The sequence below is a fragment of the Mesomycoplasma ovipneumoniae genome (assembly GCF_024758565.1).
Taxonomy (GTDB): Bacteria; Bacillota_I; Bacilli_A; order Mycoplasmatales; family Metamycoplasmataceae; genus Mesomycoplasma; species Mesomycoplasma ovipneumoniae_B.
The window spans coordinates 188,638-202,059 of the sequence record NZ_CP079199.1; the positions used below are offsets into that span (position 1 = coordinate 188,638).

Consider the following 13,422-nt stretch of genomic DNA (forward strand, 5'->3'; position numbering starts at 1 on the left):
GTTAGTTTGTTTGTTGATTTGAAGCCGGTGACTGGGAATTATTTGATTTTTTTACTGAAATTTTTAAAGTGCGTGAGGCTAAAACTTCGGCTTGATTTGTATTATTTTGGCCAGAATTTTGCGCTTGAGAATTTTTATCAAGAATAGAAACTGTTAGTAGAAAATTTATTGTATCTGTTTTTATTGAATTTTCAAAGCTAGGAAATATATCAAATTTTAGTTGGGTATTTTCTAATGATTTTGAAAAATAATCTTTAATATTTTTCAAATTATTAAGATTGGATTCTATTGATGAATTTTGTGAGGTTTGTGAAGTTTGATCAGTTGCCTGTCCAGTTGTGCTAATTTGGGCCTGACTAATTTTGTTAAATGTATCATCATTTACTTCAAAATTCAATAATGCAGAAGGAATTGAGTCTGCTAGTGAATTAAGTTTTTCTTGATTTGAAACTTTTGGATCAATTTTTTCAGTAGATAAATTAATCAAAATTTTTCTAACAGGTGTTTGAAGGGAGAATTTATTAGTCCTTTCATCCCCAATGTTGTAGTAAAAATTTAGGGTTAAATATTCATAATTTTTACTATTTGTTAAATTTTGTGGAGCTTCTGCAGGCTGTTCAGATGGTTGAGATGGCTGAGATGGCTGAGGTTGTTGAGTTTGTTCAGGTTGCCCAGATTGTTCAGGTTGCCCTTCACTTTGTTGTTCAGGTTTAGGCTGCTCTGTTATTTTATTAATTTCTTGTTCAAGAGTTTGCTTTGAAATTTCATTGCCTTTCCTAAAAACTATTTCATAATGTAAATTTGAATCTATTTTTTCTCATGCTAAAAAATTACTCAACTGGGTTGATTTTAAATAAAAAGCTAATAAAACATCAGCAAGTGTAGCAAACTTAACACTTTGTTTGTAATTTTCCTTTATTTGATTAAGATCAAAATTAGTATTAGATTCCTTAAAAATTTCTTGATCTTTCAATGCGGCTAAAACTTCTGATGCTGATTTGTCTTTCAAATCACCGATTTTAGTTTTTATCGATTCGGGTAAGAACAATGTTGAAAAAAAGCCTTGATTGAAAACATCTTCAAAATGATTATTAAAACTTAAAACTTGAATGTTTTTGTTATTAAGGTTAATTTTTTCTGCTTTTTTAAAGATATCTTCCTGCAAATCATCATCAAAAATCTGCAAAGAAGAACGATTTTGATCAAGAAGTCCGAAATATTTAGCTAATTCAAAAAATGTTTTAGCAATTTTATTCGGTTCTTGTTGAATATAGTCTGCAAAAAAAGTAGCTACATCAGATGGATTTTGAAAAAAAGTATTTGAAACTAAGGAACTAACTACTAAATTTTGAGATGAATTTGAGGAATTTATACTAGTTGTTGTTTGCAAATTTTTAAAACGGGAAATATCATCTAAATTAGGAATCAATGTTTTGCCTGATCAAGATCTAACTTTTGCCTCAAAATTATCAAAATTATAATTATAAGATGAGGGCAAACTCAATTTATCAGCCAAGGCTTTATAATCCCGTTTTAGTATTAAATTGTCTAATTCTTCTTTATTTAGCGGTACTTTTGCAAAAACAGGTTCGCCAAAAGTTGAAATAAATTGCGATAAATTGGCACTTTTATTGTCAAAAAGTGGATCTTGTTGATAAATTATTCCTTTTTGTGTTCCAGGAATAAGAAAATTACCAAAAGCACTAGAAGCAAGATTAGAATTTATAGGCAAACCAAAACCTTCAATTCTTAAAATTAAATCCTTTTGATTAATAATTTCATTTGAATTATTATCAAAAAAAGACTCATATAAAACAATTTTATACGGTAATTCAACAACATATTTTCCGTTGTCATTTACTAGTTTTGCATTTGGTGTGTCAAGAATAAAATCAATACCTTGCTTATCTGAAGGGATTAATTTATTAAAATTACCAAAATCTAATGATAAATTTTCAGTTAACAACGGGTTTATCAAGTCTTTAATAGTTGAATTTTTTAAAAAAGGGTTGGATTGAGATTTTATTTTTGCAAAAAAATCAAAAGGATTTTGCTTGCTTATAACAAGTTTTGTGTCTTTTTCCTCTGTATTATAAACTAATGGTTTTAATTTGAGATTTGCAAAAAACTCATTAACATCTAAAAATATTGATTTTTTATCTTTGGATTCTAGGTTTATATTGATAATTTTATTTCCATTAATTTCAAAATTATCACCTAATTTATCAAGTGCCGATTGAGTCAAATTAGCCTGCAAAAACATTGTCGCAATATTGTTTTGAACACTAACAAATTGGTTGGTTGCAGCATCTTTTGCAAAATTTATATCAAAAATTCACGTATTTTTATCAGGAATTAAATTTTCTTTTGAATTTCTAATTGAAGAAATTAAATCAGTAAAATTTGGAAAAATTTGAGCTAAATTTTGTTCAACTTGCGAAGAATTTTCACTAGAATTAATTTTAGCGGCAAAATCTAAAGCTCGGTATAAATGATTTTTAGCTAAATCCGAATTTTCCTCAGAAAAATTTGATACTATCGTATTAAAATTAGAGACTGCTTCTTCTATTTTTTCTGTAATTTTTTGTAATGCAAAGTTAAAATCTGCCTTCAAAAACTTTCTAGAATCATAAAAAGAAACAGGAGATAAAACAAAATCTGAATATGCAATTTTTTGGTCAGTAATTTGTTGTCTTGCTCTAAATTTAATAATAAAATTTTGATTTAAATCATCAAAATTTAAATCAACAAAGTCAAAAACTGGCGAACTAGTTTTTTGATTTTGCTGTGCAAATTTAACAAGTTGCTTTGAGTCTTCGCTAAAATAATAAGGAATTAAATACTCATCAAGTTTAATAGTATTTTTAAGAGTATTTCCGTCAAATAATAAACTTTTGATTGCCAAAAAATCGCTATTTTCGCTTATTTTTTCAGGATTAAATGCAACATATTTTACTTTCTTTACAAATTGCTGGACTTCTTCTCGTGGATGCTTTCCGTTATATTTAAATGTAAAGCTAATTCCGGCTGTTATTCCAACAAAAGCTAATCCTGTGAGAAAAGAAGACAAAATTAATACTTTTCTTTTATTTTTTTTAATTCGGGCTGCAAAACTTGATGAATTCATAGTCCACTCCTAAATTTTAATAAATTAATAAATTATAGCATATTTTGCCTTTTTAGGCTAGAACTGCTGTTATTATAAATTTTATGATTAAAAATAAAGGCAAATTTATTTTTAAAACATAAAATAAGAAAATTAGCAACTTTTTTGCTTAATTTGCTAAAAAAGTAAATAAAATTTTGCTTTTGCTTTAGTAAGTTATGCTATAATTTTACCTTATTTAATTTAAATCTCTTTTTTATTTTAATATTTTAAAACATAAAAACTCTTAGATCATGCCAAACTCACTTAATTTAATATCACTTTTAACTAAAAGAATTACTGATTTTTTATCTATCTACGGTTTTGAACACATTAAATCTGATGAACTGACAACTTTTGAGAAAAATTTTGTAAAGCTAAATATTGACAAATCTCACCCAGCTTTTGACCCAACTCAAAGTCTTGTTTTTGACAGCGAAAATTTGTTGGCCACTCATAAAACTGGCGTTTCAATTGAAGCAATTGCAAAATATCCTAATCAAGAACGAGCTTTTTTTTCTTTTGGAAAAGTTTTTCGAAACGACGAAGAAGACTCAACTCATTCTCATCAATTTAATCAATTAGATTTAGTTGCAACCGGAAAATACACTGTCTCACATCTCAAAGGATTGCTTAGTGATTTGCTTGAATTTGTTTTTGAAACAAAGCTAGAAACCCGTTTTCGCCCATCATATTTCCCATTTACACAACCTTCTTTTGAAGTAGATATTTTTTATCAAGGGCGTTGAATTGAGGTTTTAGGATGTGGACTTTTACACCCAAAAGTTATGAAAAATGCCGGATTTACTGATAAAAATATTTACGGAATTGCTGCTGGAATTGGGATTGAAAGGCTAGCTGCTATTAAATTCGGAATAAGTGATATTCGTGAATTTTATAAAAATGATTTACGTTTTTTAAAACAATTTTGATAGGTAAAAAAATGCTGTTTTCATTAAGAAGATTAAAAAAAATAGCTAATATTGATCATATTAGCGACGAAAAAGTGATTGATGCTTTGATTAGTCTTAGTTTTGAGGTTGATAAAATTTCAAAACTAAACGAAATTTCCGGCATAAAATTCGGAAATATTCTAGAAGTTAAAAAAAATGAAAATGCTGACAATTTACTAATTTGTCAAGTTGAGTTTGACGACAAAATAAGACAAATTCAAACTGCAGCAAAAAATGTCCAAAAAGACAAGCAAGTTTTAGCTTTTGTTCCTGGTTCGACAAACGGAAAAATAACTTTTGAAGCTAAAAAATTACGCGGTCACATTTCTGAAGGAATGCTAGTTTCAGCTAGTGAATTAGGTTTTAGTTCTAAACTTTTAAGTCCAGAACTAGACCAAGGAGTTCTTGTTTTTGATCCAATTTTTGATCTAAAACAAAATCCACTTGAAATTTTAGAATTATCTGACCTAATTTTAGATATCAAACTTTTATGAAACAGGCCTGATGCAAATTCTTATTTAGTAATAGCAATTGAACTTGCTGCTTTTTTTGGCACAAAATTAGATTTGGAGTTTGACAAACTAAATTTTGACAGCAAAAACAAATCAAATTTAGAAATTTTTACTGAAAAAAATGAGTCAAAAGTTGCTGCTATTGAGATTGAAAAAGTTCCAAATCTTGCCTTAGTAGATATTTTTTTACTTTTAAAATCAGGGGTTAAAATTACTGATTTAAATCAAAATTTTGCTAATTTTGTCTTAATTTACACAGGTCAGCCATCTTATTTTTTACAAACAAATAAAAATCAAAACCAAATTAAATTAATTTATCAAGATACAAAATTAGCTGAAATTCAAAATTCATTTGCTACTTTTCAATTTTGAAACAATGATGAGTTAATATTAATTCCTGAAATATTTCAAAAACCAATAGAAAAAGATCAAAATTTATACTTAATAATGCCTAAATTTGACTCAGCAAAAATTAGGCAAATTAATCATAATTTTAATTTAAGCAGCTCCTCAGCGAGACAATTGGCAAAAAATTACAGTCAAGGAACAACACTTTTAAGCTTGATTTTTTTAGAATTTTTCCTTGAAAAACACGGAATTAATTTTTCTTTGCCAATTAATTTTGACAAAAATCAATTTAGTCAAACACCTAGCATTAATTTTGGACTTGAAGAAGTCCAAAATATTTTAGGAATCGAACTTGAACAAAAAGATTTTCAAAAAATTAACTCAATTCTTGAGAAAATCTATTATAATTTTAATTCTGACAGTTTTTTAGCACCATTTTATCGTGTTGATATTGAATTTTTTGCCGATTATGCTGCCGATTTTCTCAGATTTTATGGACTTGAAAAATTAGGAAACAAAAAATTAACTAAAGTAGAACGATCAATTTCTGCTGTTGATCCAAAACCAATTCAGCTAAAAACTTTAGGTTATTTTGAAGCTAATTCATTCCTTTTAATTTCCCAATCAGAAAATTTTAATCCTTTGAATTTAAAAACTCAAACTTTATCAACTTATACATCCCAAGAACATACAACAATTAGATATTCGCTTGCCTGACAATTAGCAAAAATTGTAAAATATAATGTTAAGCGAAAAATGACTGATATTAGTCTTTATGAAACAGGTAGTGTCTCTGAGAAAAATCAAGTTTTTGCCATGGCTTCGACGATTTATAATCTTGAAACTCTAAAAGATCATTTAAAAATTTTATACAGTGATAACTTTAGTTTTAAACCAGCCCAATCTGAATTTCTAAATCCATCAATGTCGCAATTTATTTATTGAAATAATGTTTTAGTTGGCTGAGTTGGACAAATAAGTGAAAAATATGATTACCAAAACATCAATTTTCTTGAAATAATTGTTTCAAAAATTGATCTTGAACATAAAAATAAACTTGTTAAGTTCGAGCCATACGATAATTCGCAACTTAAATATCGAGATATTACGCTATCTTTAGGGAAAAATGATATTCCTGACACTTATTTAGATGTTATTAAAAAAATTCCAGAAATTTTTTCAATAAAATTAAAAGATTATGTTATAATTAATAATCGCCAGAAAATTACTTACAGAGTAACTGGAACTGACAAGGTTTGTCAGGAAATAGATAAATTTTATAAATAATTTCTTCTATTTTTAAAGGAAAAAAATGGCTATAGTTCCGAAACGAAAAACCTCAAAACAAAGAAAACATAAACGAAATTCTCATTCAGCATTAAAATTGCCAAACCTTGTGAATTGCAGCAATTGTTCTAATAAACAATTACAACATCATGTTTGTCAATTTTGTGGATTTTATAAAAATCGTAAAGTTATAAATTTCCAAGCAATCAATGATAAACATTAATAAGAAAAAATTTTTTTAAAAATTTTCTTGTTAAAATAAAATTTTATAGTATAATTACTTTTGGTTTTATTTTGCCGATTTAGCTCAGAGGTAGAGCAGCTGGCTGTTAACCAGTTGGTCGCAGGTTCGATCCCCGCAATCGGCGCCATTGGCCCGTTGGTGAAGCGGTTAACACACATGGTTTTCATCCATGGATTCACGGGTTCGAGTCCCGTACGGGTCACCAAAGTTTGGAAGATTAGCTCAGCTGGGAGAGCAACGCCCTTACAAGGCGAAGGTCAGGGGTTCAAGTCCCTTATCTTCCACCATTAGCCACTTTAGCTCAGCAGGCAGAGCAGTCGCCTTGTAAGCGAAAGGTCGTAGGTTCGATTCCTATAAGTGGCACCAACTTTTTAGATAGAGTTTCTAAGTTATGCGCGCAAGTGGTGAAATGGCAGACACGCTAGATTTAGGCTCTAGTGCCTTCGGGCGTAAGGGTTCAAGTCCCTTCTTGCGCACCAACTTAAGATCAACTTTTAGTTGATTTTTTTATTTTTATAGCAATGGTTACATTTCTTTATAAGCCAAAAAATATTAGTTCTGCGACTTTTTTAAGAAAATGAGCAAAAATAAACTCAATCAAAAAAGCAGGTCACTCAGGAACTCTTGATCCTTTTGCATCTGGTTTGTTGTTAGTCGCTACTGATGATGATACAAAATTATTGCCTTATTTAGATCAAGAAAACAAAACTTACATTGCGCAAGTTAATTTCGGTTTTTATTCAACAACTTTTGATATAGATGGGGAAATTTTTGCCTGTAAATCCACAACTTGAGTCACAAAAACAGCGCTCGAGTCCAAATTGCTAGAATTAGAGCAACAAAAATTACAGGTTCCGCCAATTTATTCAAGTAAAAAAATTAGCGGAAAACGTGCTTATGAATATGCGCGAAATGGTAAAGATATAGAATTAGCGCCTATTAAAATAAAAATATCTAAAACCATTTTATTAGATTTTAATGAAAAAAAACAAATCGCAACAATACTCTGAGAAGTTTCAAAAGGTTGTTACATTCGTTCATTGGCTAATGATTTAGGCAAAATGCTAAAAACCGGTGGATATTTATCCGAATTAGAGCGTGTTAAAATCGGTAATTTTGATTTTTCATTTGTTAATTTGCCTTTAAAAATACAGAATTTCCTTGATTTACCGCAAATTTTACTCAATTCAGATCAACTTATTGAACTTTTTCAAGGTAAAAAAATTAATTATTTTACCAAAGACGGCGAATTTATTCAGCTTGTTTTTGATGAACATTTAGTTGGTTTTGGCAAAATAATTAACAATGAACTAATACCAACAAAAATTTTTGGTAATAAAGTTAAAAACTTAATAAAAATTTAGGCTTATAATGAATAAATTTAAAATTTTTGCAACAGATATTGATGATACAATTCTGCCCCATGGTGGTCAAGAAATTCCCGAAAAAATAAACCTGCTTTTTTCAAAATTAAAAGAGAAAAATATTATTACAACTTTTGTAACCGGGCGTGATTTTGTCACAATTGGGCAATTAATTAATGCAAAAAATGTTGATTACTTCATTGGAGCCAACGGTGCTTTCATTTTTGATTTCAAAAAAAAGCAAATGATTTATGAAAATCCTATTAAAATCAGTGATTTTTTAAAAATTGTTGAGTTTTTTGATCAGCACAAAATTCGCTACATAATTATGGACTCTGAGTGAATTTATACCTCAAACTACTTTCCGCAACATTCTTCAAAGTTTTTAAGTCCGTATTTTGATAGAATCAAGCCATTAAAAATGTGTAATTTTAAGAATAATTTCCACATTTTTACAGTTGTCGATGACCAGGATACAACTTCTGAAATACAGTTAAAATTTGAAGAATTTGCCGAAAAAAATAATCTAAATGTTAGCGTTAGCTCAAGGTGATCATGAGGATTTTTCATTGGCGCAAAAAATGTTGACAAAATGCAGACTTTGGAAATTCTTGCAAAAATGAATAATGTTGAAATTCACGAAATTATTGCCTTTGGTGATTCACGAAATGACACAAAAATGCTAAAAAATGTCGGCTTTGGTGTTGCAATGGAAAACTCAACAGTTCCAGAGGTAAAAGAAGCTGCAAAAGATATTGCCCCGCCTGTCGATTCTTTTGGCGTTTATCTTAAAGCAATAGAATTAAACATAATTGATTAAAATGACAAAAGTCTTTTATTATCCAAGCTCAAAATTTGATTTTGCTGATCCTATTTTTGTTCTAGGTGGATTTGAATCATTTCATTTAGGTCATCTTGAACTTCTTAAAAATGCAACAATTTTAGGGCAAAATGTTATCTTAATGCTGATTAGAGATCCATCAAAACTACCAAAAAATACAGGCAAAAATTTTACTGATCTTAATGCTCGTATTCAAATGATGGCTAATTCTGGAGTTGAAAATATTTTAATTTTTGACTTTGATTCCAAAATGCAAGAACTTGATGGACAAGAATTTATTGAAATTTTTTTAAATTATGGTGCTAAATTTTTTGTTGTTGGAAAAAATTTTAGTTTTGGTAAAAACGCTAGTTGAAATTCGAAGAAATTGCAAAATTTCTTCCCCAAAACTAAAATTATTGATCATTTAGCCGAAAACAATAAAAAAATTTCAACAAAAAATTTAAAACTTTTCCTTGAATTTGGTGACTTTGAAAATTTAAATAAGTTTTTGGCTTCTAATTTTTTAGTTAGCACGTCCATTAATCCAGAAGGAAATTTTACTTGAGACTCAGGATTAATATGCCCTGCTTCTGGTATTTATATTGGCTATTTTGTTAATATAAAAGAAAATATAAAATTTCCGGTCATTATTCATATAGAATTTGATAGCACAACCGGAAATGTTCATTTTTTTGAACAGCCAAATACAAATTCAGGTTTTCTTGAAATTATCAAGCAAATTCGCCTTATTTATTCACAAAAAAACAATGTCTTGAAAGACCAAGACATTGAAAATGCAAAACACTTATTTAAAGAGCAGCATACAAAAATTAGTCAAATTTAGTTTTTCTATGTCAAACACGCATAAATTCGGTATATAAATCTGAGCGGTTAACATTTAGTTCTCTTTGAAGTTTTGTAGTTAATAAATCTGCCACAAAAAGTTGGGATATTTTTGCACCAATTGAAAAAAGACTATTATTTTGCTCTAAATTATCAACATAAACAACTTCTGAATATTGAGTTGGCTCGAGTGAAATATTAGAAGTAATAAAAACAGTATAAATTTGTTGTTGTTTTAATAGTTTAGCAATTGCAAGTGCACTTTTTGAAGTCATAGAAGTTGAAAAAATAAATAAACAAGTATTCATAGGCGAATCAACTCAGGCAGCAATATCAGTGATTGAATTTGCTCTAAAAGCATTTAAGTGTAAATTTCTTAAATTATTTGTAAATTCGGTTGCAGCAATAACAGATGCGCCAGCACCAAAGATAATAATTTTATCCATTTTTAACATCAAATTAGCAATGCGATTAATTTGATTAACATCTAAAATTGCCAAAGTTTTTTCAATACTGTGAGCATAAAGAAGATTTATGTTCTCAATTTCATCATTTTCATTATATAAATTGTTTTCTTTATCGATTTTTAGTCATTCAATTACGAATTTTTTTAGTTCTTTAAAGTTATTAAAGCCAAGTTTTTTAGTTAATTGAGTAATTGTTCCGACACTAATAAATAAAATTGCGGCAAGTTCGTTAATTGTCAGTTCCACAAACTTTTGTGGTTTTGTTTCTATGAAGCGAATTATTAGTTTTTCAATATGTGTTAATTTAAAATTTTTCGAAATAGTTAGTACACTCATAATAATTTAATTATACTAAAAAAATAAAAAAAATTATATAAATTTTATAAATTTTTATACTATTAAAAAAATTTATAAAATCAAGGGCTAAAACTCCGAAAAAATTATTTTCAACCACAATTATAAAGTAAATTTAGTACATTTATTTATATTTCATTAAACTTTGTCTCACATTTTATGATTCAACCTTAATTTTTATAAATTTAATATCAGCAAACCATTTTTCACCAAAATTTTCTAAGCTAAATTCACTTTTTATATGATCTTCAACCTAAATTCGCAAAACTTTTACTCTTTTGGTGTTCCTTTTCCTTTCCTTTTATAGGCAATTGATTTTATTCCTAAAAATTTGTAGTGTTTGTGAAATACATAAGTGGATACAAAATTTCCCTCATTTTTGTAAATATTATATAGGGCGTCTCGCCCTATTGCTTTTCGATTTAAAATGAAAGTTTTACGAATTCACTCAAGTAACTTTTCATCATAAATCATTTCCTTTGGTGGTTTTTTCACCCTTATTTTTTCATAAATCGAAGTACGATTAACATTTAAAATACTAGAAATTCTAGTGCTATTTTCGATTTTATTTTTATATTTTTCTTGTTCTTGTTTTCGTTTTTTAAGCTCCTCAACAACAATTGCGTGCTTAATCCCTGATCTTCTAAGAATATTTTCCACTATTTCTTGATAAATTACACGATCATTTTCAGAAAGATCGTTAATTGTATATTTCTTTTTTGGTTTGCGTGGAGATTTGTTTTTCCCACCAACACTTATTGGACTTTTCATACCATTATTATAATATTTTTTTTGCCAATTTGCTATCAAATTATTACTATATATATGCAAATTTCATTCTTTATGCACATTTTTACTTTTTGATTTATTTTATAAACTTCTCTAAATTCTTCTGCAAAATGCAAAATTGCGTTTTTTAGACCTTTAGATTCGGCAATTTTGATGTATTTAATTTTGCTTCCAACTGTGAATTTGTATTGTTTCATTTTGACACACCTTTTTTCGAATGTGCCTGAAATTAGTGTACTAACTTAATGAACAATTTCATAATTTGGAGGACTTAACTAAATAATGAAAACATTTAAAATAAACGAGCGATTATATCTTAAACCTACAGACTCATATAAAGTTGCTTATGAACAATCGTATGCATTCGAAAAAAAAGTTATTGTATTAAAACCTTACAACCTTACTTATCAACAATTACAAAGTACACCTATTAGAATAGTATTTTGTAGCATTTATTTTGATGGACTTATTGCCGAAGTTAGAATTACCCGCCAAACCCAAATTATCGAACTTTTTAAAATACTTCAACGCTTAAATTTTTCTGGAAATTTAATTACTAATATTTTAAACGCAATACTAAAGAATTGAGAAGATCAATTTAAAAATAAAGACGTAGAACTTGTAACTTTCGCAAATACACAAGGTGAATTTTACAAATCAGTATTTAATGACAAACACGAACCTTTTCCAAAAGGTCGTATTGATTTCTAATTCTAACGACCTAGTTATTGCATTCGCTTTTAAAACCCTGACTGTAATAAACAATAAGTAGGCAAAAAGCTATTTAATAAACACTGCATGTAAAGAGGCATATAAGTAGAGCCAAACTTACAAAATAGAAATAAACAACATCCACCTATTAAATAACAAAATATTGTATTTTAATAGTGCTAATTTTGACCTGAGTGCTATTAAAACATTTTTTGACTATTTATTTCATTTAAGAGTTACACAAAAATAAATATATTTTTTCATAATTTAAGGAATTTTAATGGTTTTTCGTGAGTGTTTATAATTTTGTGTTTTAAATTTTTATGAATTTTTCATATAGAAATCTAATTTAATTTTATATTATTTAACAGATTAGGGAAAATAATTTCAAATTGTTTTTTTAACTATGTGGCAATTTCTTACCTGCATTTGCATTTTTTAGATGCGTTTTGGAACGTTAAATAAGTTATTTTTGAAAGGTAATTCACACTTTGAATTCCGCTTTTATTTTTCACTGATTCAATTAAATTTGTCTATAAATTTCTTGACTCAATTCATATGGATATTCAAAAATGTTGTTAATTCAACGAAATTTGCATACTAAGACTTGATAATTGAAGGATATTTTTGCCCTCATTTTTTCGCAAATTCACCAAGATTTTGCATTGCAAATTCTTGATTATTCGCTTGATAAATCTTTTTCATATCAGAGGTAAAGTTCTTTTTTGCACTTGTTAGAAACTTTTAAAAGTGAGTTTCTAATTTGGGGAACAACACATTTTTAAACATCTATTTTCGGGAAAAGTGCTTCAATTGCTTGACTAATTTCGCTTAGATTATCACAAGAAATTATTGGAACATCCTGCAGTCCGCGAGTTTTTAGTTCGCTAAAAACATCAACTCAATTAATTGCTGATTCGGTATTTTTAATCCAAAATCCCAGTATTTTTTTAATGTCCTGGCTATCAATTGCAAAAATAACATAAAGTGATTTTTTGACAAAAACACTGTTTTCTTCAACATTAAAAAACATCTCATCAATGTGCAAAATTGGATAGGAATTGTCAATTTTTTGCGATTTTCACTTTTCAATTTCAGGTAATAATTTGTCAGCAACTGAAGAAATTCAGTCGTTATTTTTTTCGTTTTTATAGATATTTTTTATTGTATTAACAATATTTTCATATGACATTCCTGATGCAAAAAGCGAAAAGACTTGCTCTTCGATATTGCCTAAACTTTTTTCGTATTTACCGATTAATTTGTTCTTAAAAGTGCGATTTCGATCTCTTGGTATTTTTAGGCGTATATTATTACTATTATAATTCACAGTTTTGCTCGAAAACCCATTTCTCTTGTTTGGTCTATGCACACCTTTTTTACTTCGGTCTCTTTTTTCATATCCTAAATATTGGCTTAATTCCGTATTTAAGAGCACCTCAACAAAAGTTTTAAATATATGCGAAATTTCGTTGTGAAAGTCTTCTTTTTTTATTTTTTTATAATCAGCGTATTTGCTAGCAATTTTTTTAGTTTCTAACTCAACTGCGGATAAATTTTTTTGCTCTTTTTTCATATTTTG

General features: G+C 28.0%; 11 protein-coding genes, 5 tRNA genes and 1 pseudogene. 12 read left to right on the plus strand and 5 right to left on the minus strand.

Annotated elements, in window-relative coordinates; genetic code table 4:
• Position 1: 1 nt before the first annotated feature.
• On the minus strand, positions 2-3,127 hold the full coding sequence (locus KW512_RS00550; protein ID WP_258841583.1) for a P97 family adhesin: 3,126 nt from the start codon (positions 3,125-3,127) through the stop codon (positions 2-4).
• Positions 3,128-3,399: 272 nt separating this feature from the next.
• Here KW512_RS00550 and KW512_RS00555 point away from each other — a divergent pair, with 272 nt between their 5' ends.
• From KW512_RS00555 to KW512_RS00605, 11 genes are all read left to right on the plus strand, one after another.
• The gene (locus KW512_RS00555) at positions 3,400-4,080 is read left to right on the plus strand and encodes a hypothetical protein (RefSeq protein ID WP_044283974.1); all 681 of its coding nucleotides are present in this window, start codon (positions 3,400-3,402) and stop codon (positions 4,078-4,080) included.
• 8 nt (positions 4,081-4,088) lie between these two features.
• On the plus strand, positions 4,089-6,245 hold the full coding sequence (locus KW512_RS00560) for a phenylalanine--tRNA ligase subunit beta (protein ID WP_258841584.1): 2,157 nt from the start codon (positions 4,089-4,091) through the stop codon (positions 6,243-6,245).
• 25 nt (positions 6,246-6,270) lie between these two features.
• Positions 6,271-6,468 carry a 50S ribosomal protein L32 gene (gene rpmF, locus KW512_RS00565; protein ID WP_044283976.1) on the plus strand — a complete coding sequence of 66 codons (198 nt, stop codon included), beginning with the start codon at positions 6,271-6,273 and terminating at the stop codon, positions 6,466-6,468.
• Positions 6,469-6,541: 73 nt separating this feature from the next.
• A tRNA-Asn gene (locus tag KW512_RS00570) sits at positions 6,542-6,616 on the plus strand.
• A 2-nt stretch (positions 6,617-6,618) separates the two neighbouring features.
• Positions 6,619-6,694, plus strand: a tRNA-Glu gene (locus KW512_RS00575).
• A gap of 6 nt (positions 6,695-6,700) precedes the next feature.
• Positions 6,701-6,776: transfer RNA gene (locus tag KW512_RS00580), tRNA-Val, on the plus strand.
• 3 nt (positions 6,777-6,779) lie between these two features.
• Positions 6,780-6,855 (plus strand) — tRNA-Thr (locus KW512_RS00585).
• 29 nt (positions 6,856-6,884) lie between these two features.
• Positions 6,885-6,968 (plus strand) — tRNA-Leu (locus KW512_RS00590).
• 42 nt (positions 6,969-7,010) lie between these two features.
• Entirely contained in the window at positions 7,011-7,853 is an 843-nt protein-coding gene (gene truB, locus KW512_RS00595) for a tRNA pseudouridine(55) synthase TruB (protein WP_258841585.1), read from the plus strand.
• 7 nt (positions 7,854-7,860) lie between these two features.
• Positions 7,861-8,673, plus strand: a complete 813-nt coding sequence (locus KW512_RS00600) for a YcsE-related riboflavin metabolism phosphatase (RefSeq protein WP_258841586.1) — start codon at positions 7,861-7,863, stop codon at positions 8,671-8,673.
• 1 nt (position 8,674) lies between these two features.
• A complete protein-coding gene (locus tag KW512_RS00605; protein ID WP_258841587.1) occupies positions 8,675-9,520 on the plus strand; it encodes an FAD synthase in 846 nt (281 codons plus the stop codon).
• On the opposite strand, the gene KW512_RS00610 is transcribed toward KW512_RS00605, so the two are convergent.
• The 3 genes from KW512_RS00610 to KW512_RS00620 form a co-directional block, all read right to left on the minus strand.
• Positions 9,507-10,322 carry a MurR/RpiR family transcriptional regulator gene (locus KW512_RS00610; RefSeq protein WP_258841588.1) on the minus strand — a complete coding sequence of 272 codons (816 nt, stop codon included), beginning with the start codon at positions 10,320-10,322 and terminating at the stop codon, positions 9,507-9,509. The genes KW512_RS00605 and KW512_RS00610 overlap by 14 nt on opposite strands.
• A gap of 288 nt (positions 10,323-10,610) precedes the next feature.
• Positions 10,611-11,111, minus strand: a complete 501-nt coding sequence (locus KW512_RS00615; protein ID WP_258841589.1) for a hypothetical protein — start codon at positions 11,109-11,111, stop codon at positions 10,611-10,613.
• A 32-nt stretch (positions 11,112-11,143) separates the two neighbouring features.
• Entirely contained in the window at positions 11,144-11,326 is a 183-nt protein-coding gene (locus tag KW512_RS00620; RefSeq protein WP_258841590.1) for a hypothetical protein, read from the minus strand.
• Positions 11,327-11,411: 85 nt separating this feature from the next.
• Between KW512_RS00620 and KW512_RS00625 the strand changes: the two genes are divergently transcribed.
• Positions 11,412-11,840 (plus strand): hypothetical protein, encoded by a 429-nt coding sequence (locus tag KW512_RS00625; protein ID WP_258841591.1) that lies wholly within the window; start codon positions 11,412-11,414, stop codon positions 11,838-11,840.
• 344 nt (positions 11,841-12,184) lie between these two features.
• Here KW512_RS00625 and KW512_RS03940 read toward each other — a convergent pair.
• Positions 12,185-13,364: pseudogene (locus tag KW512_RS03940) on the minus strand (IS256 family transposase).
• Positions 13,365-13,422: the final 58 nt, after the last annotated feature.